This window comes from Guptibacillus hwajinpoensis (assembly GCF_005144865.1).
Lineage (GTDB): Bacteria > Bacillota > Bacilli > Bacillales > Guptibacillaceae > Guptibacillus > Guptibacillus hwajinpoensis_A.
Map to the genome: position 1 here is coordinate 298,779 of NZ_SWFM01000003.1, position 21,339 is coordinate 320,117.

The 21,339-nt window shown below is 39.9% G+C and carries 27 protein-coding genes; 2 read left to right on the plus strand and 25 right to left on the minus strand.

From position 1 onward, the window contains the following. Nucleotides 1-4 precede the first annotated feature (4 nt). The 25 genes from dxs to FBF83_RS12510 form a co-directional block, all read right to left on the minus strand. Nucleotides 5-1,897: a 1-deoxy-D-xylulose-5-phosphate synthase gene (dxs, locus tag FBF83_RS12390; protein ID WP_136947475.1), complete on the minus strand. Its 1,893-nt coding sequence runs from the start codon at nucleotides 1,895-1,897 to the stop codon at nucleotides 5-7. 18 nt (nucleotides 1,898-1,915) lie between these two features. Further along, nucleotides 1,916-2,524, minus strand: coding sequence for a hypothetical protein (locus FBF83_RS12395; RefSeq protein WP_136947476.1), 609 nt, complete (start codon nucleotides 2,522-2,524; stop codon nucleotides 1,916-1,918). A gap of 775 nt (nucleotides 2,525-3,299) precedes the next feature. After that, nucleotides 3,300-4,157, minus strand: a complete 858-nt coding sequence (locus FBF83_RS12400; RefSeq protein ID WP_136947798.1) for a polyprenyl synthetase family protein — start codon at nucleotides 4,155-4,157, stop codon at nucleotides 3,300-3,302. Nucleotides 4,158-4,177: 20 nt separating this feature from the next. Then, entirely contained in the window at nucleotides 4,178-4,414 is a 237-nt protein-coding gene (locus tag FBF83_RS12405) for an exodeoxyribonuclease VII small subunit (protein ID WP_136947477.1), read from the minus strand. Continuing rightward, nucleotides 4,401-5,759: an exodeoxyribonuclease VII large subunit gene (gene xseA, locus FBF83_RS12410; protein WP_136947478.1), complete on the minus strand. Its 1,359-nt coding sequence runs from the start codon at nucleotides 5,757-5,759 to the stop codon at nucleotides 4,401-4,403. Before xseA ends, FBF83_RS12405 begins: the two co-directional genes overlap by 14 nt. 20 nt (nucleotides 5,760-5,779) lie before the next feature. After that, the gene (gene nusB, locus FBF83_RS12415; protein ID WP_136947479.1) at nucleotides 5,780-6,166 is read right to left on the minus strand and encodes a transcription antitermination factor NusB; all 387 of its coding nucleotides are present in this window, start codon (nucleotides 6,164-6,166) and stop codon (nucleotides 5,780-5,782) included. A gap of 127 nt (nucleotides 6,167-6,293) precedes the next feature. Then, complete coding sequence (locus FBF83_RS12420; RefSeq protein WP_136947480.1) at nucleotides 6,294-6,689, minus strand: Asp23/Gls24 family envelope stress response protein; 396 nt, start codon at nucleotides 6,687-6,689, stop codon at nucleotides 6,294-6,296. Nucleotides 6,690-6,699: 10 nt separating this feature from the next. Beyond that, nucleotides 6,700-8,067 carry an acetyl-CoA carboxylase biotin carboxylase subunit gene (gene accC / locus FBF83_RS12425; protein WP_136947481.1) on the minus strand — a complete coding sequence of 456 codons (1,368 nt, stop codon included), beginning with the start codon at nucleotides 8,065-8,067 and terminating at the stop codon, nucleotides 6,700-6,702. An 11-nt stretch (nucleotides 8,068-8,078) separates the two neighbouring features. Further along, entirely contained in the window at nucleotides 8,079-8,564 is a 486-nt protein-coding gene (accB, locus tag FBF83_RS12430; RefSeq protein WP_136947482.1) for an acetyl-CoA carboxylase biotin carboxyl carrier protein, read from the minus strand. A gap of 384 nt (nucleotides 8,565-8,948) precedes the next feature. After that, nucleotides 8,949-9,503 carry a SpoIIIAH-like family protein gene (locus FBF83_RS12435; protein ID WP_136947483.1) on the minus strand — a complete coding sequence of 185 codons (555 nt, stop codon included), beginning with the start codon at nucleotides 9,501-9,503 and terminating at the stop codon, nucleotides 8,949-8,951. Nucleotide 9,504: 1 nt separating this feature from the next. Then, entirely contained in the window at nucleotides 9,505-10,143 is a 639-nt protein-coding gene (gene spoIIIAG, locus FBF83_RS12440) for a stage III sporulation protein AG (RefSeq protein ID WP_169525427.1), read from the minus strand. 5 nt (nucleotides 10,144-10,148) lie between these two features. Beyond that, complete coding sequence (spoIIIAF, locus tag FBF83_RS12445; RefSeq protein ID WP_136947485.1) at nucleotides 10,149-10,763, minus strand: stage III sporulation protein AF; 615 nt, start codon at nucleotides 10,761-10,763, stop codon at nucleotides 10,149-10,151. Nucleotides 10,764-10,773: 10 nt separating this feature from the next. Beyond that, nucleotides 10,774-11,946 (minus strand): stage III sporulation protein AE, encoded by a 1,173-nt coding sequence (gene spoIIIAE, locus FBF83_RS12450; protein WP_136947799.1) that lies wholly within the window; start codon nucleotides 11,944-11,946, stop codon nucleotides 10,774-10,776. 33 nt (nucleotides 11,947-11,979) lie between these two features. Beyond that, nucleotides 11,980-12,369 (minus strand): stage III sporulation protein AD, encoded by a 390-nt coding sequence (spoIIIAD, locus tag FBF83_RS12455; RefSeq protein WP_136947800.1) that lies wholly within the window; start codon nucleotides 12,367-12,369, stop codon nucleotides 11,980-11,982. Between the two features lie 12 nt (nucleotides 12,370-12,381). Continuing rightward, nucleotides 12,382-12,588 (minus strand): stage III sporulation protein AC, encoded by a 207-nt coding sequence (gene spoIIIAC / locus FBF83_RS12460; RefSeq protein ID WP_048308951.1) that lies wholly within the window; start codon nucleotides 12,586-12,588, stop codon nucleotides 12,382-12,384. 19 nt (nucleotides 12,589-12,607) lie between these two features. Then, a complete protein-coding gene (gene spoIIIAB, locus FBF83_RS12465) occupies nucleotides 12,608-13,120 on the minus strand; it encodes a stage III sporulation protein SpoIIIAB (RefSeq protein ID WP_136947486.1) in 513 nt (170 codons plus the stop codon). 1 nt (nucleotide 13,121) lies between these two features. Continuing rightward, entirely contained in the window at nucleotides 13,122-14,057 is a 936-nt protein-coding gene (gene spoIIIAA / locus FBF83_RS12470) for a stage III sporulation protein AA (RefSeq protein WP_136947487.1), read from the minus strand. A 75-nt stretch (nucleotides 14,058-14,132) separates the two neighbouring features. Next, complete coding sequence (locus FBF83_RS12475) at nucleotides 14,133-14,393, minus strand: DUF2619 domain-containing protein (RefSeq protein WP_136947488.1); 261 nt, start codon at nucleotides 14,391-14,393, stop codon at nucleotides 14,133-14,135. 101 nt (nucleotides 14,394-14,494) lie between these two features. Beyond that, on the minus strand, nucleotides 14,495-15,148 hold the full coding sequence (locus tag FBF83_RS12480) for a TetR/AcrR family transcriptional regulator (protein ID WP_414635127.1): 654 nt from the start codon (nucleotides 15,146-15,148) through the stop codon (nucleotides 14,495-14,497). 15 nt (nucleotides 15,149-15,163) lie between these two features. After that, nucleotides 15,164-16,183 carry an ABC transporter permease gene (locus tag FBF83_RS12485; protein ID WP_136947489.1) on the minus strand — a complete coding sequence of 340 codons (1,020 nt, stop codon included), beginning with the start codon at nucleotides 16,181-16,183 and terminating at the stop codon, nucleotides 15,164-15,166. Further along, nucleotides 16,180-16,902 carry an ABC transporter ATP-binding protein gene (locus tag FBF83_RS12490; protein WP_136947490.1) on the minus strand — a complete coding sequence of 241 codons (723 nt, stop codon included), beginning with the start codon at nucleotides 16,900-16,902 and terminating at the stop codon, nucleotides 16,180-16,182. The genes FBF83_RS12485 and FBF83_RS12490 overlap by 4 nt, the downstream gene beginning before the upstream one ends. Before the next feature lie 133 nt (nucleotides 16,903-17,035). After that, nucleotides 17,036-17,593, minus strand: a complete 558-nt coding sequence (gene efp / locus FBF83_RS12495) for an elongation factor P (RefSeq protein WP_136947491.1) — start codon at nucleotides 17,591-17,593, stop codon at nucleotides 17,036-17,038. Nucleotides 17,594-17,611: 18 nt separating this feature from the next. Then, nucleotides 17,612-18,679, minus strand: coding sequence for a M24 family metallopeptidase (locus FBF83_RS12500; RefSeq protein WP_136947492.1), 1,068 nt, complete (start codon nucleotides 18,677-18,679; stop codon nucleotides 17,612-17,614). Between the two features lie 20 nt (nucleotides 18,680-18,699). Further along, complete coding sequence (gene aroQ / locus FBF83_RS12505; RefSeq protein ID WP_136947493.1) at nucleotides 18,700-19,119, minus strand: type II 3-dehydroquinate dehydratase; 420 nt, start codon at nucleotides 19,117-19,119, stop codon at nucleotides 18,700-18,702. 103 nt (nucleotides 19,120-19,222) lie between these two features. Beyond that, nucleotides 19,223-19,753: a YqhR family membrane protein gene (locus FBF83_RS12510; RefSeq protein WP_136947494.1), complete on the minus strand. Its 531-nt coding sequence runs from the start codon at nucleotides 19,751-19,753 to the stop codon at nucleotides 19,223-19,225. 223 nt (nucleotides 19,754-19,976) lie between these two features. Here FBF83_RS12510 and FBF83_RS12515 point away from each other — a divergent pair, with 223 nt between their 5' ends. Together FBF83_RS12515 and FBF83_RS12520 are read left to right on the plus strand one after the other, a co-directional pair. Then, nucleotides 19,977-20,924, plus strand: coding sequence for a DUF1385 domain-containing protein (locus FBF83_RS12515; protein WP_136947495.1), 948 nt, complete (start codon nucleotides 19,977-19,979; stop codon nucleotides 20,922-20,924). 22 nt (nucleotides 20,925-20,946) lie between these two features. Then, on the plus strand, nucleotides 20,947-21,336 hold the full coding sequence (locus tag FBF83_RS12520) for an SA1362 family protein (RefSeq protein ID WP_136947496.1): 390 nt from the start codon (nucleotides 20,947-20,949) through the stop codon (nucleotides 21,334-21,336). Nucleotides 21,337-21,339 lie beyond the last annotated feature (3 nt).

Below are 21,339 nucleotides of genomic sequence, written 5' to 3' on the forward strand. Positions count from 1 at the left end.
TCTTTTATGCCCTCTTTTGTTTTGCTGGTATCATTTTCTTTGCTTTAGCAGCAATTTCGGTTGGTGTTAATCCAATTTCCTTGAGTAGCTCATTTACACTACCGTGCTCAATATACGTATCTGGAATACCCATTCTTTGAATGGTCCCATGTTGATAGCCACTATCGTTCACATATTCTAAGACAGCACTACCAAAGCCTCCTTGAAGAATAGCTTCTTCAACAGTAAGCATTGGAATACCTTCCTCCATCAATTCAGCCATCATCAACTCATCAAGAGGTTTAATGAATCGCGCATTGATGACCCGTGCAGATATACCTTCTTTTTCAAGAATATCAGCAGCCTTTAATAAGTCCTGAAGCGTTGGACCAAATGAAAGTAGTGCTACATCTTTACCTTCACGAATAATCTCCCAAGTACCAATAGGGATCTCTTTAAGCTCTTTATCCATTTGTATACCTATACCATTTCCTCTTGGATAACGAACGGCAATTGGTCCTTGATTATATTGAAGACTAGTATACACCATATGCTGAAGCTCATTCTCGTCTTTCGCCATCATCAAGACCATATTAGGCATATGACGAAGGAATGAGACATCAAAGACTCCTTGATGTGTTTCACCGTCAGCACCGACTAAACCTGATCGGTCAATCGCAAGAAACACGTTTAAATTCTGTCGACAAACATCATGAACTAACTGATCATATGCTCGTTGTAAAAACGTTGAATAAATGGATAAAACAGGCTTGAGTTCTTGGGTAGCTAGGCCGGCTGCCATGGTAGTAGCATGTTGCTCGGCAATCCCAACATCAAAAAGCCTCTCAGGGAATTGTTTCTCAAATCCTTCCCACTTTGATCCAACGGTCATAGCAGGTGTAATTACAGATATACGATCATCATCTTCCGCTAACTTCCGAACAGTTTCACTCACAACCTTGCTGTAGCCTGGTGCCGCAACTTTTGGTTTAATCTGCTCTCCTGCTTCGATTTTATATGGGCTTACTCCATGCCATACGCCAATCTCATCGCTTTCTGCAGGGTGATAACCTTTACCTTTTTTCGTAAGAACATGGATCAAGACTGGTCCTTTTGTTTTCTTAGCATATTTAATGTTTTCCATTAATGCTTCAACGTCGTGACCATCAACAGGTCCAAGATACGTAAAACCGAGTTCTTCGAAGAAAATACCCGATACTAGTAAATACTTTAGTGCATCCTTCACCCTCTCAGCAGTAGAGGCCAAAGCACCACCAAATGCCGGGATCTTCTTCAGTAAGTATTCAAGTTCTTCTTTCGCTTTATGATATTTCCCAGCAGTGCGAAGTTTCCCTAATACATTATGAAGAGCACCAACGTTAGGAGCTATTGACATTTCATTGTCGTTTAGAATGACAAGCATATCCTTCTGCTCATGACCAATGTGGTTTAGAGCTTCTAATGCCATACCGCCAGTTAGAGCTCCGTCACCGATAATTGCTACAACGCTCTCATCAGTCCCCTTCATATCACGTGCTGCTGCCATACCCATTGCTGCAGATAAGGAAGTCGAGCTATGTCCAGTTTCCCAAACATCATGAACGCTTTCATTACGCTTAGGGAACCCACAAAGTCCTTTGTACTTTCGCAATGTATCAAATCTTGAAGCTCTACCCGTTAAGATTTTGTGGACATAAGCTTGATGGCCAACATCCCATATGAACTTATCTTTTGGGCTATCAAAAATTTTGTGTAGTACAATCGTAAGCTCGACCACGCCCAAATTTGGACCCAGATGACCTCCAGTTTCGGATAATTTATTAATTAGAAAACATCTAATTTCTTCCGCAAGTTCGGTCATTTCATTAGTATCATAATTTTTCAGGAATTTTGGACTATCGATTTTTTCTAAATCCATGGGATTTCCTCCCCTTCTTTATTTCGATTTACGGTTGCCTTTTTTCTTTTTAGATTGATTGCCTACCATTTTAATTTTAAATGTTTTTTCAACATAATAAAGGAACCGACCTACTTGAAAGATGATTCCTGTAGAGAAGTGGATGGCAAACGTTTTACCGAGTGCTTTTCCCCCTACTGTTAATGCAGCAATTACACTTGTAAATACTACTGATATTATATATTGAAACATTGATCCATCACTATGTCCAAGTTGAAGCGTCAATTGCACTACAACAGTTGCAGAGGCTGTACCACTTATAATACCCGAAATGTCTCCAATCACATCATTACAAAAGCTAGCTACGCGATCTGCGTTTCGAGTAACAAAGATAGCATGCTTTGCTCCAGTAAGTCGTTCGGCAGCCATTGCATGGAAAGGTACTTCATTTGCAGCTGTTGATGCTACACCTATTGTATCAAAGAAAATACCAATAAGAACGATCATAAGAACAACAAACATTCCAAGTGCCCACGAAACCCCACTCAATACTGCTGTTGATATAATTGAAAAAATAGCCGCTAACACAAGTGTGATAACGGCAATAGCTAAACTCCAGTTTATGGATTTTGATACGGAAGCTTTCATATCTACTCCTTGTCCATTATATAATCACATAAAAATAGGTGTTCAACTAACAGGTATTCAAAGGGTCAGTCATCAGTCAAATGCCCCCTGTTCCCTGTCAGTCGAACAACCCTGTTGTCGTATGTAGTGAAGAGTGGTCACTTAAAGAGTAAAGACTGCGGCTTAGGTCCAGTAGGTTTTCCCAGATCGATACCTGAACGTCGCCATTCAGGCGGTTTCCCTTTACATCAATCTTAGCGTAGTCACCATTCGCTAGACTGGATTACCACTTAGTCCGCACTATAATCCCCTTTAAGTGTCACTCGGAACAGTCTAGGAGTTTTCCTCAACAGTTCCACACATTCCCTAGCCTCTTTTGCAGAGCAGATTTCATATGGGTGGTAGGAAATAAACTGCCGGCCGAGCTGCAAATTTCCAATAATCCATAATCCCCTCTAGCTCCACTCAAGGCAGGCTACGCTGTTCAACTGCGTTCCCATGCAGCTGAAACAGGTTCATACCCCAATTCATAGCAGGCAGCGTTAACCGCTCTGCTACAAGAATGGGCCTCCGCGGAAGCAGGGTCAACGCCCACATGCCTTTGTGGATCGCCCTGCGACCTTAACTCCCAGCATCGACCCAAGTCTGGGCGACTCAAGCCAACACCAGGAACTTCATCGATGTGCCCTATGGCGGATTTTTAGGCCCGCCTTCAGAAATGGCGAACTGACTAGAATACTGCACCACTCTAGCTTAACTTATTATACCATATGATATAGTAATCCTCAATTATGTGTTAATGATCACGTTCGACAATAAATTTTGCGATTGATTGAAGTCTATCATGATTAATTCCTGAAGCAGATAGATACTTTAGAGCTTCTTCGAAATGGAACGTAAGCTTTTCCTTTGCCCCTTCTAACGTAAGGAGCTTTGGATATGTGCTCTTGTCATTATTCTCATCGCTTCCTGGGAGTTTACCGATTTTGTCCTGATCGCCTTCTACATCAAGAATATCGTCACTAATCTGGAAAGAAAGACCCATATGCTCTCCAAACTTTTTTAGATGAGAACGTTGTGAGTCATCAGCATTTGCGATAATAGCACCTGCAAGTACGGAAAACACGAGGAGTTTACCAGTTTTATGATGGTGGATATATTCAAGTTTCTCAAGCGTTAACTCCTGCTTTTCTCCATCTAAATCAGCCATCTGCCCCCCAACCATACCACCCGGTCCAGCAGAATTTGCAAGAAGCTTAACGATTTCCACTTTCTGATCACTTGTAAGGGATGAGTCAGCAATAATTTCGAAGCTCTGGGTTAACAAGGCATCTCCTGAAAGAATCGCTGCTGCCTCACCAAACACTTTATGGTTTGTAGGCTTACCTCGTCTTAAGTCATCGTCATCCATAGCTGGTAGATCATCATGAATAAGAGAATATGTATGAATCATTTCAACTGCACACGCTGTAGGAATAGCTTTCTCGATCGGCTGACCAAACGCTTCTACAGTAGCAAGCATAAGAATCGGTCGAATTCTCTTTCCACCTGCTTGAATGGAGTAGATCATGGCTTCTTTAAGCGTATCAGGCATTTCAACTTTTTCGATAAATAGCGGAAGCTCTTTGTCTATCAGTTTCTTGCAAGTGTTCATATAAGAGGTTAGGTCAGAGATCACACTTCATCCTCCTGAACAGAGAAGCGTTTAATTTCACCGTTCTCTTCCACAATCTGATCCATCTTTCCTTCAACTGATTTGAGCTTCTCGTGACAAATATTAGATAAGTTCATTCCTTCCTGGAATAAAGAGATCGCTTTTTCAAGCGGAACATTTCCTTCTTCTAGCGCACCTACGATTTGCTCAAGTTTTTGCATCGCTTCTTCAAATGTTACATTCTCATTTTTCTCCATTCGAGTCACTCTCCTCTAATCCCCAAACATGGCAATCTATTTTTCCATCTGTCATCTCAACCTTTAGAACATCGCCAGGTTGAACCTGCTTAACAGATTTAATGAGTTCTTCTTCTTTATATGCAAGGCTGTAACCACGCTCCATCACCTTTAGAGGACTCAGAGCATTTAACTTGCCCGCAAACATTGAAAAATCGCGCTGTTTCCCATGCAATACTCGTTGCATTTCTTTATGCAAAGATACTTTTATTTCATTCAGTTCTTGAGCTGATTCTTTCAATAAACGATTTGGATGCTGTTTAACGAGTTGTTTATGGTTTCGATCTACTCGTTCACCGGTATAAGCTAGTAGCCTTTTCATCGTCTTCTGAAGACGATCAACCTGGAGGTCAAGCTCTTGCTCTTTTTGTCTCATAAGTTGATTTGGATAGCGAAAAGCATAAGATTTCTGCAAGTTAGACAAACGTTCTCGCTCTGAAAGTTGCTTCTCTCTCATAGCTCTCAAAAGTCTATGTACTCTCTGATCCAATCGTTCTTTCAGTTCAACAATGCTAGGAACAGCTAGTTCTGCAGCACCTGTAGGTGTTGGCGCTCTTAGGTCAGCTACAAAATCAGCAATCGTAAAGTCTGTTTCATGACCAACAGCTGAAATAATTGGTACACGAGAGCTAGCTATACTTCTTGCTACCTCTTCTTCATTAAAAGCCCAAAGTTCTTCAATAGACCCTCCGCCACGTCCAACAATTAATACATCAATCATATTCATTGCGTTCGCCATTTCAATCGCCTGTACGATTGAGCTTTTCGCACTATTCCCCTGCACAAGAACAGGGAATACAGTTATCCTAGCTGCAGGATAACGTCTCTTTATAGTTGTGAATATGTCCCGAATTGCTGCACCAGTAGGGGAAGTAATAACACCGATTTCTGTAGGATAGCGTGGGATTGGTTGTTTAAGGTCTTCAGAAAACAATCCTTCAAACTCGAGCTTGCGCTTCAGTTCTTCATAAGCGAGGTATAAGTTTCCTATACCATCAGGCTGCATTTCCTTTGCATAAAGCTGATATTGCCCGTATGGCTCAAAAACCGAAATTTCTCCTCGGATTAAAACTTTCATACCATTCTCTGGCTTAAACTTCATATGACGGTTATTCCCTGCGAACATAACCGCCTGAACACGAGATTTATCATCTTTCACTGTAAAATAAAGATGACCTCTATTATGAAGCTTAACATTAGATAATTCACCACGGAGCCATACATCTTGAAGTGCAGGTTCATTATCAATCATCCGCTTAACGTGTCTCGTTAACGCGGTCACCGATATGTAGCGATCTGCTTTCACAACAATCCCTCCTGCCTGACTTAGCTTTTTTGCATAATCTTAGAGAGAACGCCGTTAACAAAACGTCCGGATTCTTCTCCTCCGAACAGCTTTGCTAGTTCAACAGCTTCATTTAAACTAACATTAACTGGTATATCATCTCTTATGACCATTTCGTACGAAGCCATACGAAGAACAGAGCGATCGACATTCCCAATTCTACTAAAACTCCAGTTAACAAGATTTTCTTTAATTACTTCATCAATTTTCTCGAGGTTTTCAAGCGTTCCGAAGACAAGCTCAGATAGAAACTCGTCACCTTCTCCCTCACTTAATACGTGCTCTAGCGCCTCACGTGGATCGGTGTCTGTTACATCTATTTGAAACAATACCTGGATGGCTTTTTCTCTTGCATGTCTTCTTTTCATTGCTATACTCCTTTTACGCTTATATTGCTATACCAATTGATAATAGCATATTGTAGCAGACAAATACAGGTTTTCCACTGTTCAATTCTATTCTGCAAATTAAAAAGCAGAGGGAAAGCCCCCCTGCTTATTCTTCGTTTTCCTGCTCTTTTTTATCAAATGTAATGCCAACCACGCTGACGTTAACTGCACTAATTTCGAGAGCAGTCATAGTAAGTAGAGCCTGACGAATGTTTTCTTGTACTTTTTCACAAACTTCTGGGATTGATAATCCGTAGCTTACCACCACATATGCATCAAGTATAATCCCATCTTCATCTAGCTCAACCTTGACGCCCTTTCGATGATCTTTACGACCAAAGCGTTCGACGACACCCGAAGCGAAATTACCTCTCATTTCAGCTACCCCGTCTACTTCAGACGCTGCGATGCTACCAATGACTTCGATAACTTCTGGAGAAATTTCGACTTTTCCAAGTCCAGTATCGTGCTCTTCCATTTCAAATGATTGAAGTTCATTCATTTTGAACACCTCACCTAGAATTCGTTGATGGTTCTGTTAAATCATATTTTTCAAGGAATTTTGTATTGAAATCTCCGCTAACAAATTTCTCGTGATTCATTAAACGCATATGGAACGGTATAGTTGTTTTCACACCTTCCACCACAAATTCGCCAAGCGCACGCTTCATTCTTGCAATCGCTTCTTCACGCGTATCCGCGTAAGTAATTAACTTTGCAACCATTGAGTCGTAGAAAGGCAAAATGTCGTATCCAGGGTAAACAGCAGAATCAACTCGAACACCGAAGCCACCTGGAGGAAGGTACATTTCTACTTTACCTGGAGATGGCATGAACTTTTTGTCAGGGTCTTCTGCATTGATCCGGCACTCAATCGCCCAACCTTTGAACGTAACATCTTCCTGTTTAAAGCGAAGCGTTTCATCAGAAGCTGCCCTTATCTGTTCTTTAACCAAGTCAATTCCTGTTACCATTTCAGTCACAGGGTGCTCAACTTGAATTCGAGTATTCATTTCCATGAAATAAAAATTCCCCGTTGGCTCAAAAATAAACTCTACAGTACCTGCGCCTGAATAATTAACGGCTTTAGCGGCCCGCACTGCAGCGTCACCCATCTTTTGTCTGATTTTCGCATCAAGAGCTGGAGAAGGCGTTTCTTCTACAAGCTTCTGTAACCGTCTCTGAATTGAACAGTCACGTTCACCAAGGTGAATTGCGTTCCCATGGTTATCGGCAAGAACCTGAATTTCGACATGACGGAAATCTTCAATGAATTTCTCAATGTAAACTCCAGGGTTCCCAAAGGCTTGGGATGCTTCTTGTTGAGTGATATTAATCCCTTTGACTAATTCTTGCTCGTCTTTAGCGATTCGGATCCCCTTACCACCACCACCGGCAGTAGCTTTAATGATAACCGGATAACCCATCTCGTTTGCGAGTGCTACACCTTCGTCTACGTCCTTAATAATTCCTTCAGAACCAGGAACGATCGGGACTCCAGCTTCTTTCATCGTTGTTCTAGCAACATCTTTTGTTCCCATACGATTAATAGCTTCAGGACTAGGGCCAACAAATGTTACATTGCATTCTCTGCAAAGTTCTGCAAAATCAGCGTTTTCAGAAAGGAACCCATAACCGGGGTGAATAGCGTCGACACCTGTAACCGTTGCAATGCTCATAATATTTGTGAAGTTTAAATAGCTATCTTTCGCTGCAGTTGGTCCAATACAATAAGCTTCGTCTGCAAGTCGAACATGCAATGCATCCTTATCAGCCTGAGAGTAAACCGCTACTGTCTCTATTCCGAGTTCTTCACAAGCTCGAATTATTCTAACCGCGATCTCTCCTCGATTAGCTACGAGTATTTTTTTAATTTCCATAATGAGATCACCTATGCTTTCACTAAAAACAGAGGCTGTCCGTATTCAACTAGTTGTCCATCTTCAACTAGCATTTCTACAATTTCTCCATTTACCTCTGCCTCTATTTCATTGAAAAGCTTCATCGCTTCAATGATGCAGACAACGCTATTTTCTGAAACCTTTTCTCCTGTTTTCACATAAACATCTGAGTCAGGATTAGGGCGAGCGTAGAAAGTACCTACCATCGGCGATTCAATTTTATGTAAAGATTCATCCGCTTGCGTATTAGTTGCTTCTTCTTTCGGTTGTTCAGGAGTAGCAGCTGCAGGCTTAGCAGGCTCTGGTACTTCTTGTGCAACAGGCTGCTGGATTGGTTGATCTACCGGTGCCTGTGTGTACTGAACTTCATTTTTCTTAAGGACAATTTTCGATCCGTCGTTTTCGTATTCAAATTCATCAATGCTGGATTGATCAATTAGTTTGATCAACTCGCGAATTTCTTGAACTTTTAACAAAGTTTCCACTCCCTGTCTCGTTTTTTGCGCTTGCATTTGTAAGGAGGGTTATTCTGTGCAGAAGACACGCTCCAAGTTACATCAATTATAACATAATTCTCATTGACATTAGTATCTCCACCAAAAAGCACAAAGAATCAAAACCCTAAATTAAGACCATTGTATACAAGCTGGTCCTAATCCTATTCATCATATCATATCTTCTGTTTAGAGGGTAGAATGCATATATCAAGCGTTTTCTCAATAAGCGTAACAAAAATAGATAACGTTTTCATTCCTATAATAGTATATCATTGTTACTTCTTCAAAAAACGTCTAGATTGTTAAACTATTCAAGACTCTATTGCATAGACAAATAAAAAAAGATGGAGAATATCTCCATCTTTATTTCGCTGCAGGTTGGAACTCCACTGCAATTTGGTGCCCTTCTCCAAGTTGTTCTTGAGCAAGCACCATAATATTATTAGCCTCTTCATTAGATAATTGATCTGCTTTTACAATGACCCTTACTTTATCATTTTCGAGTGTATATACAACCGCATCACTATAACCTTCAGACTTAATGACATTCTCAAGTACTGACTCTTGTTGAGATAGCGCCATTAATTCCTGACGTTGTTCATGCGCTTCGTTCCGTAAATCAGCAGAAGCTTCACTTGCTATCACAGCCGTATAATCTTCAATCGCTGCATCTCTTTGCTCTTGAATTTCAAGTCTTAATGCTGCAAAAGCTTCATCGCTTGAGAGGCTTGATGAAACAACATCCCCTTCAGCATTTGTTTCTTTTGCTTCATTGCTTTTTGCATCATCTTGACTTTGCTCTTGATCTCCTACAAACGCTACATTATCAGTACCAGGTGTCATAATATAATAGGCCGATAGAACAATAATTAAACTTAGCATTGTTAGTAACCAAACCGTTTGCTTTTTTAAGACCATCTCATGATTCCCCCTTTAGTTTCTTCGGTAAGACCATGACGCGATGACTTTTTACATCAAGTAGCCTCGTCACTGCATCGACTATCATTTTCTTTACTTCCATGTTTTCTGCACCAACCGCCACAACCACAACCCCTCTAACAACTGGCTTTTTCGTACTTACTATAATTGGTTCCTGTCCTTTGTCACTTTGTACAACCACTACCTGCTCTTCACTGGATTGCTCTTCAATTTTTCGTGATCCACCTTCTTTTGGAGATTCATAAGTATATTTATCAGTAGAAGTGCTATTTTTCTCAACAACCTTCTCTTCAGTAGAATCTAGATTAACAATCACTGTTGCATCAGATACGCCAGCTACTTCATCGAGCGCTTCCTTCAGTTGGGTTTCGTATAAATTCTCGTATTCTGACATTGTCGACGGATTAGACTTATTCTGACCGAAAGCAGGTTCACTATCAGACGAGTCTGCCAGTTCGGAAAACACTTCCTGGCCGGGATCAGGTGAAGAAAAGAAATTTCCGGCAAACATAAAGATGATTCCAAGTGCTGCCGCTATAATTAAATAGATCGATGGCATTCCTTTTTTCTTCTTTGGTTGCTTTAACTGATCGAGCCAGCTAGTTGGTTTTTCATCCATGTAACCTATTCTCCTCCTTTCACCTGAACTCCGACCTGCTTTGGATACAGCTCCCATTCATCTGCTAGAAAATAAGCTACTTTCCTAGAAGCGCTATCAGTTGAATCGAAATCTTCTAAATTATTTTCTTCAATTACCAACGAAACAGATACAGCTTCAATATCGCTAACAGATTGATCAGTAGCCGCTTCTTCCACCATCACTGCAATTTGATCAATATTCTTCTCGCCTTCTTCTTCGGTTAGCTGAAGTGCTATACTACTTATTTGAAGATTAAATCGCTCTCTCAACTCCTTTTCAACCTGACTTTTCAATTGGACAGCCATTTGTTCTTCAATATATGCAGCATTCGATGCTTGTATTTCACTTTTCTTTGATTCAATTGTATTTTCTAGTTCTGTACTTCGGTTAAAATCGTTTGTCGTGGCAGATCTAAGCATTGAATTAAAATCTTTTGAAAAAATCGTGAGTACCGGAGAAAGTATGACTGCCATTAACATTAATCCAATAACCATTTTGACATATCGCTGCATACTGGAGTTCGGAAGCAAGAGTTCGAGAACCGTCGCAAGCAGGATGAGTACAATGATATTTGTTACCCAGCCTGTAAGAATACTCATTTAACCCCTCCTATCTCACCATTAAGGTTATGTTCCCTGATGCAATAATTATTGTGACAGCAAGGAAAAACATAAGTGATACGATAGCTAGTGCCGCAAAGATAAACAAGATACTTTTTGAAATAACATTTAATGACTGAATAATTGGTCCGCCGCCTAACGGTTGAATGACCGCTGCTGCGATGTTGTAGATCAACACAAGTGAAAGAACCTTTAACGCTGGAAAAGCACAGATCATTAAAAGAATAACGACACCTGCTAGTCCTACTGTATTTTTCAATAAGACAGAGGCACTTAATACTGTATCTGTTGCATCGGTAAACATTCTTCCTACGACAGGAATGAAGTTTCCAGTTACAAATTTTGCTGTTCGAATTGTGATCCCATCAGCCACAGCAGTTGTTGCCCCTTGAACAGATATAACTCCAAGAAAGATTGCAAAAAATACACCAAGGGTACCAATGGCTATGTTTCGAATGAGATTCGACAGTTGCGTAACTTTATAATGTTCACTTATTGTACTAACGATGGCCAGTACCGCTGATAAAAACAACATAGGCAACACAAATTTTTGAATAAGTAATCCACCAGTATTGACGAGGAATAGAACAATTGGATGAAAGAATGCAACTGACGCAACTCCACCAACAGAAGCCATAAGAGCTAACAATAAAGGAATTAATGCTAGAAGAAATCCCATCATATTTGCTATTGCGTTCTCTGTATATTGGATCGCAACATGGAAGCTGTTCAAAGCTAGAATAATTAAAACCATGTAGATAATGCCATATGCAACTGTACTAACAGCTTTATGCTCAAATGCATTTTGCATATTCTGTAGTAGGATACTGAAGATTGCTAATAAGATTAGACTGCCGAGAAGCTTTCCGTGTACAAGCAGTTCATGAAACAAAAATTTCACTAAACCTAATAAATAGGCTTTAAGTGATAATTTCTTCTCACCTTTTACAAATTCCATAAACGAACCTTTTTGGCTTTCTGGCAAGAAACCACCATACTCTTCAATTACTTCGTTCCAATAGGCTTGTATGTCTTGTAAACCTAGTGATGTTAACTGCTTGTCTACAAATTGATCAGGCATTGGTTTGTCTTCGCCGGTCTGTGCATTAACTGGACTCGTATAAGTAATAAGGGAAAAAAAGAGGAATAGCATCGTCAACATGATTTTTTGTTTGTGCACGTCTCTCCCCCTCCCTTATGCTGGCAATAATCTAAGAACAGTTTCAATGATTAATGTCAATATTGGAATCGCCATCGTTAAGATCAATAGCTTTCCAGCAAGTTCGATTTTGGAAGCAATCGCGCCCTGGCCCGCATCTCTTACAATTTGAGCCCCGAATTCAGCGATATAAGCTATCCCAATAATTTTTAGGACTGTTTCTACATATACAAGATCTACGTTTGCCTTTGCTGCTAAGCTCTCTAACATCTGAATAATATGTTGAATCTCTCCTATTAAATAGAGAAAAATTAAAGCACCTGTGAACACCGTAATGGTAAATGCAAACACAGGCTTTTGTTCTTTAACGACAATGACAAGGAAGGTTGCGATTAATCCCAGGCCAACAATTTGAATAATATCAATCGCAGACACCCCCTACCCTTGGAAAAGAAAGACTCCCCGTATTTTCTGAAAAAGGTCATCAATAATCGTAATCACCATATAAAGTACAACAATAAATCCAATCAATGTTACCCAGTGAGCATATTCTTCCTTCCCCATTTGTTTAAGAATGGTATGAAGCATGGCAACAATAATTCCGATACCAGCAATTTGAAAAATTGTATTTACATCATGATTCATCCGCATTTCCTCCCAGTGACTAAATCAAAAGTATGACAAGTAGAATTCCTCCGAGAACCCCAAGGCTCTTAAACATCCGTTCATACTTTGTTTGATTATTTCTTGCTTCATTTTCTTCACGTTCGAGATGAATCAGTGCAAGCTTAAGCTGTTTTTGCTCGTGTTCACGATCTTGCTGACCAATTGTAGCGCCAAGCTGCTTCATTATTTCTTTCTCCTCTTGTTTAAAAGCAGTATACTTCCAGACCTCCTCCATACTTTCAATCCAAGCTTCATAAGCAGTTGAATGCCCTGCATCAAGCTTTTTTCTGAATGAATCAAAAAACCACGATACAGGATGTCCCACCTGTCTACATATGTGACCGCACGCCATACTAAGTGGCGTTATTCCATAAACAATTTCTGCTTCTAATGACTGAAGTGCCGCTTTTAACTGTCTTAGTTGTCGCGAGCGCTCACTTACAGTTCTAGACCATTCAATCCCTGCCCAGGTACTAGCTAAAATTATGAGAACTGCTCCAAGTAGCTTCATGCTACATCACCTTTTTACGTCTGATTTCTCTACCTGTTTTATCTTTAATTGCTTTAATTGTGCCAGGTCCGTCAGAACGAGATAGTTCAACAATACGTTCAAAAACGCCAGAACGTATTAATTCTTGAATGCTTGGTCTCCTGTACAAATCTTCCATAACGTGACCATGTATTGTTACAACAAGTTGTATACCTGCATTAATCGCTTCAATAATCGCTTCACTATCCTCACGTCGCCCAATTTCATCAACGACAATAATATCTGGACTCATAGAGCGAATCATCATCATCATACCTTCTGCTTTAGGACAGGAATCTAGAACATCTACACGATGACCAAGTCTATGCTGCGGAATTCCTTTTACACATCCAGCAATCTCAGATCGCTCATCTACAATCCCTATTTTTGATGACTGTATCCTTCTCATCTCATCTCCTTCGCCCATAATACGAGTTAAATCACGTAGCATCGTTGTTTTACCTGATTGAGGTGGACCAAGGATAATCGTGTTCATCCAACCTCCTGCATAAAGATATGAAACAAGCGGTGTTGCTATGCCAAGCTTCTGCCTCGCAATCCTTACATTGAATGAAGCAATGTCTCTAATTGCTTTCACGTGTCCATTCGTGGTAATAACTTTACCTGCGAGACCGACTCGATGACCCCCTTGAATTGTGACAAACCCTTTCTTTAATTCTTCCTCTAAGGCATATAGCGAATATTGACTCAGTTTATTAAGCATCTGGGCCGCATCATCTTTAGAGACATAATACTCACTACCGTTTAATAAAGGAAAAACAGGCTTACCGGTCATCATAATTTCAAGTGGCCTATTAATGCGGATTCGAATTTCTTCCATCGATTCTTTATCATTTTGAGAAAAATTTTGAATAATTCTTTTCACACCTTCTGGCAGGAGACGAAGAACTTCCTCCACATATGTCCCCCCTTTCTATGCTTGTTTCTCCCTACACTAGTATTCCTGACACAATCTGATTATGTCTCAACTTATTTAAGAGAGCGTTCCTGCAAGGATGAAGGCGACTCCAATAACTATGAGAAGAATTTTGCCAATTGATAAATCACCTGCAAGACCGATTAACCCTGCCGACATTGTAACGATCAAAATAATTGGGCCAACTATCGCAAGAATGGCATTGATCAACATCGCGCTTCTAAGATCATTGAAAAGAAGGATAAGAATGGCAGCTGTAAGTTCGATAAGTCCAGAAACAATTCGCAGAATTCCCATAACTAGAACTGAATGAAGCATCCTAAGCCTCCCCTGCCTGTTTGTACAACTTATGAAGAAATTGCACATTTAAGAATGATGCTTTACCACAAAAAAACACCTGGCTACTTTATGCCAGATGTTCATCTTGCTTTAACTCCATTCATGATAAATTGGATCGTCATTTCTATTTCTTCTTCTTCATTCCACTCATGGTCAGGTAAGAAAATGTAGCGAGCCAAGAAAAAGCCCATAATCGAGGAAATTGTAAGCCTCACCACGGAAGATGGAGGCATTTGAACTAGTTCTCCCTTTTCTTGAAAGTGACGAACGATATTTTCAAACCGCGTATAAATATCTCTTGCTACATGTTCAATAAATTGGGCACGAAGTTCTTCATGAAAGGGGATCTCTTGCACTAGAATTCTTACAATTGGTAAATGCTTTTGAATAAAGGTTCGCCTATTACGTACCATAGCTTCAAGAAATTCTTCGTAAAATTCATAGTTCTTTTCTAACACTTTGTTTAGATCTTTCACAATGAAAGGTGCCACAAGGTTTCCCATAACTGGTGTTACAATAGCTAGTAACAATTCTTTTTTCGTTTTGTAATGTCTAAAAATCGTTCCTTCTGCAACACCAGCACGACGGGCGATTTCACTTGTTGATGAAGCTGCAAATCCTTTTTCAGAGAACATTTCAATTGCTGCTTCAACGATACGCTTTTGCTTATCAGTCAACTCGCCAGTTTCTCCTCCATTAAGGAGCGAATCGGTCTTACTATTATTCATTTTCATCTGTTCCTCCTGCCACTATATTCGTCGATGTTTTTTGAGCGCAAACACATTCAAGATAATAAACACAAATGAGAAGCCAATTAAAACAAGCAAATCGGCCCATATTTCTGATATTCCTTGTCCTCTGATCATAACATCACGAAGAGCATCTGCTCCATAATAGAGAGGTGTTAACGGACCGATCCAACTCAAATAATCAGATACGGTATCGAGGTTAAACAAACCAGAGAAAAACAGCTGCGGAACAACAACTAATGGTATGAATTGGATCATTTGCAGTTCATTCTTTGCAAAAGCTGATAGCAAAATCCCGAGCGTTAATGCACTCAGAGCAAGCATAAGTGTTACGAGAAGGACATAAAAGAAGGAACCCTCCATCTTTAGATCGATGATATAAATACTATAGAGAGCGATAATAGCTGATTGAAGCATTGTAAATAGTCCAAAACCAATTACGTACCCTGTGACAAGTTCCCATCTTTTAATTGGACTTGCAAGAAGACGTTCAAGTGTTCCCTGGGTTCGTTCTCTTAAAAAAGATACCCCTGCTATTAGAAAAACGAAGAAGAAGATAAAGAAGCCTACTAGAACAGGACCAAAATAATCAAATGTTGTCATATCACTTGATCCATATGTGTAAAGGATAACCATTTTGGTTTCAGCACTCTCCGAGCCTATACTTCCTTTAATTCGTTCAACAACAGCTTTATTTATGGAAGGATCGCTTCCCTCCAAGTAAAGTTTTCTTTCTTCATTATTAAAATCCATGATGGCATCGTAGTCTTTTTCTTTTATTACCCCTTTTATATCCTCGGTAGCTTCTATCTTAGTAACCGTTACATCGTTTCCTTCTATTTTTTCAATGACTGCATTCGGCACATTAACTACCCCGATTTTCAGCTTAAGGTCCTCTCCATTAAAAACAAATGATAACATCGTTAATACCAATATTGGAGCGACAATCATAAGCGCCATTGTTCGTTTATCATGAATAAACTGACGTAAAATACGGATTACTACCGCATAAACCCTCATCTCTTCACCCCCCCATAAGTAAGAAAAGCTTGCTCAATAGTTGTTGATTTGGTGTTTGTCTTAATTTCATCTGGTGTTCCGACTGCGATTAACTTGCCTTCTCTTATTAAACCCAATCTTGAACAGCGTTCAGCCTCATCCATCACATGAGTTGTTACCAGTATAAGAACCCCTTTCATTCGCAACGCTTCAAACGTATCCCAAATCCTTTGACGGAGAGAAGGATCGATACCTACTGTGGGCTCATCAAGTAAAAGAATATCCGGCTTATGCAATAACGCTATCGCAAGAGACAGTCGTCTTTTCATACCTCCTGAATAGGTCTCTACCTTCTTATCGAGATGCTGTTCAAGGTCTACTAGCTTCATTACTTCTTGAATTCGTTCTTTTCGTTCCGTACGCTTAACTCCACTAAGGCTTGCAAAGAATTCTAAATTTTCTTTAGCTGTTAACTCAACATATAGAGCATCTGCTTGCGCCATATACCCCATTCGGTTCATTACGTTAAGATCTGGCATTTGTTGATTAAAGACTTGAACAGTTCCTTCTGTCGCTTCCTCAATACCGCACAGAAGTTTAACCAACGTTGTCTTACCGGAACCTGATGGTCCAAGGAGTCCAAAAATCTCTCCCCTTTGAAAGGTTAGTTCAATACCGTCAAGTATTGTCGTTTTTCCATAGCGCTTTGTTACACTCGCCTGAACCGGATACGTATCCATAAGCTACCTCCTTTAAATAAGTGATTACTCACTATTATATTAATTGATCACTCGCATTTCGTAAAGTGAGTAATCACTCATTTCTTTGCGATAAAAAAAACCGCTCAAAAAGAGCGGTTTTGGTTCGTTATAACTATCCGCGGGAAACGTATTCCCCTTTTGAAGTATCAATAATTAGAACGTCACCCTGGTTGACGAAAAATGGTACTTGAACAGTCAAACCAGTTTCGACAGTTGCTGGCTTCGTTCCACCTGAAGCAGTATCGCCTTTAATTCCCGGCTCTGTTTCAGTTACAAGAAGTTCAACCGTATTAGGTAGTTCAACGCCAATCGTTTCCTCACCATACGTACGAATCGAAATTTCCATGTTTTCTTTCAGAAACTTTAATTCGTAATTAATTTGCTCTGCAGGGAGTTCAACTTGCTCATATGAGCTTGTGTCCATGAAAGTATGCATATCTCCACTTGCATAAAGGTATTGCATCTTGCGATTTTCGATATGTGCTTTTGCAACTTTTTCTCCTGCACGGAATGTTTTTTCTTGAATGCCGCCAGTTCGAAGATTACGTAGCTTCGTTCTTACAAAAGCAGCTCCTTTACCAGGCTTAACATGCTGGAAGTCCATAACCGTCCAGATGCCGTTGTCTACTTCAATTGTTAGTCCTGTCTTTAAATCGTTAACAGAAATCATAGGTAGTCCCCCTCTTTATTATTCGCCGAGGATCAGCAATTCCTTTGTGGAATGAGATAGCTTTTCGTTTCCTGACTCGGTGATTACAGTATCATCTTCAATTCTAACGCCGCCTTTACCAGACAAGTAAATACCTGGTTCAACGGTTACAACCATTCCCGGTTCAAGTACCGTATCAGATTTGGCAGAAAGACCAGGGCCCTCATGGACTTCTAGTCCAATACCATGGCCAAGTGAGTGGCCAAAGTAATCTCCAAATCCATTAGCTGCAATATGATCACGAGAAATGGCGTCTGCTTCTTTCCCGCTCATCCCTGGCTTAATTTGTTCCATCGCTTTTAGCTGAGCTTCAAGAACAGTATGATATACACCCTTCAGTTCTTCTCCTGGATCTCCGACAGCTACTGTTCGTGTAATGTCAGAGCAATATCCTTTGTAATAAGCACCAAAATCAAGGGTAATAAGTTCATTCTTTGCAATAACCTTATCACTTGCAACACCATGTGGGAGAGCAGAGCGAACACCTGACGCAACTATAATATCAAAAGAAGATGATGTAGCGCCATTTTTTCTCATGAAAAATTCTAGTTCATTAGAAACATCAAGTTCTGTTAAACCAGTTCTAATATAGTTTGTGATGTGTTGGAAAGCTGCATCCGCAATTTCAGTTGCTTCTTTTAACACCTTTAATTCACTAGAATCTTTAATCATTCGTTGCTTCTCAAGCAATCCGCTAATTGGAATAAGTGTTCCCTCGACTTTGTTCTCATACGCTTTAAAAACATGATATGTAAGCTGAGTTTCTTCAAAGCCTAGTTTCTTAACACCTAGTTGATTTGCTACTTTAGCAACTTCATCCACTATAGGTCCTTTGTGCTGAACGATATCAAAGCCTTTCGCCTGTTCTTCTGCTTGATCAATATAACGGAAGTCTGTAACAAACTTGGCTTCCTTCTCTGTTATAAGGACAACACCAGAGCTACCTGTAAAGTGAGAAAAATACCTACGGTTGCTCGTTGAAGTAATTAACATTGCATCAATATCATATTCTTTAAATGATTGACGTAGTTTCTCAATACGTTCCACTTATTCGTCCTCCTTCTGGATTATAGAAATGACCTTAGTGCTAGTTCATATCCATTCGTTCCAAACCCTACAATTTGCCCTTTTGTAACAGGTGAAATAACAGAGGTATGTCGGAATGGTTCACGGTTATGTACATTTGAAATATGCACTTCAACTACTTGGACAGTAACACTAGCAATTGCATCTCGAATAGCATAACTATAATGAGTAAAAGCACCGGGATTAATAATGATACCCGCTGCATCCTCTGCTTCATGAATCCAATCGATTAAATCACCTTCATGATTTGATTGTCGAAAAACAATCGATATCTGATTTTCATCAGCCACCTCAGCTAATCGACGTTCAACCGTTTCGAGGGTTTCACTTCCATATATCCCTGGCTCGCGTTTACCAAGCCTATTTAAATTCGGTCCGTTAAGCACATAGAAAGTTTTCATCCCTGGCCCCTTTACCACGACTTGTTCTACACTGTAAAACGATGGTGATGTCCTAATAGCGTTCAAAAAAAAGAGAATGTTCCATGAACATTCTACCATAGCTTCATTTGTTTGAATAGGATGTGCTCGCCTGCTGGTTCTCATGATATTCGAACGAAATCGAATAACCGATAAATACACCATACAATAGATATAGACAGATGGTGGTGACCATTGTATTTTTATCGAGCTTCATGATTGAAGGAAGTTCCGGGAACATCGGATTTAATAAGTAGAAAACAATGACCCAAAGAACAAGACCATACCCAAGTCCGGCAAGCATGTTATTGATTTTCACAAGTGTTACCTTGTAAACAAATGCGACAAGAATTGAAACGAGACCCATTGCCAATATACCAATCCACTGGCCAAGTTGCTCATTCTTCCACTCACCCAGAGCCCACGGCGATAGAATAAGGGATGGAGGTACTTTTGTAAATTTAAAGAGATAGGTTAAGTACCCTATTAAACCCCAGAACACCCCTCCAACAATACCTATTGTTACAATTTTTGATGTGAAAGAAAGAGGTTGTTCTTTTTTATCTTGCTCCAGTTGCTCTTGATCGTTTTGATCCTGTTTTGTCTCTTTTTCCATATCATTCACCTCACGGCTTAGCTTCTCCAATTGATTGGTGAATTATTTATTAATAAAATGACATGTTGATAAGATTAAAATAAATTATGTTGGGGAAAATGATTATTAGAATCTCTTACCTAGAGGTTTTTGCCTATTTCTTGTAGAATGTAAGTTAAGTACATTAGCAATTGCTAGAATATCGTTAAACATTCTACTTAACATAATAGGTTGGTGAGAGATATTGTCAGATTCAAACAAGCCGGCATATGGCGGGCAAGCAGTTGTTGAAGGTGTCATGTTTCAAGGAAAACATACATCTGTAACTGCTATTCGGCGGAAGGACGATTCAATTGATTATCTAGAAGTCCCAAAGCAGCCGAAACCAATTCGAACAAAGCTTAAGAAAATACCTTTTATCCGTGGTGTAGTCGCGATTATTGATGCAAGCGGAAACGGTACTAAGCATTTAAATTTCTCAAGTGAGCGTTATGATGTAGACCCTTCAGAAGATGAAGAAGTATTAGGGAAAGAAGAACCTTCTAAACTAACTTTGTTATTAGGTGCTGCTGCAATTGGCGTTATATCCTTTGCATTTGTGAAAACAATATTTACGCTTTTACCCGCACTAGCTGCTGCTTCACTGGAGTTTATTTTCCCTGGGCATGTTGTGCAGAACCTCATTGAAGGATTCATCAAGCTCATTCTTCTCCTTAGCTATATTTACTTCATATCGCTTACGCCAATTGTTAAGCGTGTGTTCCAATACCATGGTGCTGAGCATAAAGTGATAAACGCTTATGAAGCTGGACTTCCAATTACGATTGAGAATGTTCAGAAACAATCTCGTTTGCACTATAGATGTGGAAGTAGCTTCATCTTATTTACAGTAGTCATTGGGGTATTTATTTACCTGTTAGTTCCTACTGATCCTTTATGGGTAAGGTTAGTCTATCGTGTTGTTCTCATTCCTGTTGTACTTGGTGTATCCTTCGAAGTACTGCAGTTAACGAACAAATTGAGAGATGTACCAGTTCTAAAAGTACTTGGCTATCCTGGTCTTTGGGTTCAGCTACTCACAACAAAGAACCCTGATGACAAGCAAGTTGATGTGGCAATCCATTCATTTAACGAATTACTTTCTCGCGATAAAATACGAGAGGAAGATGATTCTAGCACTAAAGTTGTTTAAAGACGAACAGGAGGTGAATCATTTGTCGCGCCGTGTTGTTCAACCTCTTATTTATATGATTATTGGTCTTGCTGCTCTCGGCTTCATTTGGAAACTGTTCACTGACCCAATGGGTCTTGTCACGCAGCTTCTAATTACCGCCGCGATTGCTGCTCTCGTCATTTTTCTTGTCAGGAAACTGATGACAAAGAGAATGGGGAAACAATCAACGTCCTACCAAAAAGCCGCAAAGCAATCATCCAAAATGCAGAAAAAGAAAAGTGCATCACGTAGAAATGCGCCTCACCTGCGCGTTATACCATCAAAACGACTCATGCCTAAAAAACGATCTTTACAAGATGATAAAAAGCAAAATCCCTTTACAGTCATTGAAGGCCGCAAAGGGAAAAAGAAAAATAGAGCTCTTTTTTAGAAG

Coding starts and splice junctions, on each gene's coding strand:
- dxs (WP_136947475.1), bottom strand. CDS start 1,897: ATGGATTTAGAAAAAATCGATAGTCCAAAATTCCTGAAAAATTATGAT.
- FBF83_RS12395 (WP_136947476.1), bottom strand. CDS start 2,524: ATGAAAGCTTCCGTATCAAAATCCATAAACTGGAGTTTAGCTATTGCC.
- FBF83_RS12400 (WP_136947798.1), bottom strand. CDS start 4,157: ATGAACACTTGCAAGAAACTGATAGACAAAGAGCTTCCGCTATTTATC.
- FBF83_RS12405 (WP_136947477.1), bottom strand. CDS start 4,414: ATGGAGAAAAATGAGAATGTAACATTTGAAGAAGCGATGCAAAAACTT.
- nusB (WP_136947479.1), bottom strand. CDS start 6,166: ATGAAAAGAAGACATGCAAGAGAAAAAGCCATCCAGGTATTGTTTCAA.
- FBF83_RS12420 (WP_136947480.1), bottom strand. CDS start 6,689: ATGAATGAACTTCAATCATTTGAAATGGAAGAGCACGATACTGGACTT.
- accC (WP_136947481.1), bottom strand. CDS start 8,067: ATGGAAATTAAAAAAATACTCGTAGCTAATCGAGGAGAGATCGCGGTT.
- FBF83_RS12435 (WP_136947483.1), bottom strand. CDS start 9,503: ATGGTCTTAAAAAAGCAAACGGTTTGGTTACTAACAATGCTAAGTTTA.
- spoIIIAG (WP_169525427.1), bottom strand. CDS start 10,143: ATGGATGAAAAACCAACTAGCTGGCTCGATCAGTTAAAGCAACCAAAG.
- spoIIIAF (WP_136947485.1), bottom strand. CDS start 10,763: ATGAGTATTCTTACAGGCTGGGTAACAAATATCATTGTACTCATCCTG.
- spoIIIAE (WP_136947799.1), bottom strand. CDS start 11,946: ATGTTGACGATGCTATTCCTCTTTTTTTCCCTTATTACTTATACGAGT.
- spoIIIAC (WP_048308951.1), bottom strand. CDS start 12,588: ATGAATCATGATGTAAATACAATTTTTCAAATTGCTGGTATCGGAATT.
- spoIIIAB (WP_136947486.1), bottom strand. CDS start 13,120: ATGAAGCTACTTGGAGCAGTTCTCATAATTTTAGCTAGTACCTGGGCA.
- FBF83_RS12475 (WP_136947488.1), bottom strand. CDS start 14,393: ATGCTTCATTCAGTTCTAGTTATGGGAATTCTGCGAATTGTTTCTGGA.
- FBF83_RS12480 (WP_414635127.1), bottom strand. CDS start 15,148: ATGAAAATGAATAATAGTAAGACCGATTCGCTCCTTAATGGAGGAGAA.
- FBF83_RS12485 (WP_136947489.1), bottom strand. CDS start 16,183: ATGAGGGTTTATGCGGTAGTAATCCGTATTTTACGTCAGTTTATTCAT.
- FBF83_RS12490 (WP_136947490.1), bottom strand. CDS start 16,902: ATGGATACGTATCCGGTTCAGGCGAGTGTAACAAAGCGCTATGGAAAA.
- efp (WP_136947491.1), bottom strand. CDS start 17,593: ATGATTTCTGTTAACGATTTAAAGACAGGACTAACAATTGAAGTAGAC.
- aroQ (WP_136947493.1), bottom strand. CDS start 19,119: ATGAAAACTTTCTATGTGCTTAACGGACCGAATTTAAATAGGCTTGGT.
- FBF83_RS12510 (WP_136947494.1), bottom strand. CDS start 19,753: ATGGAAAAAGAGACAAAACAGGATCAAAACGATCAAGAGCAACTGGAG.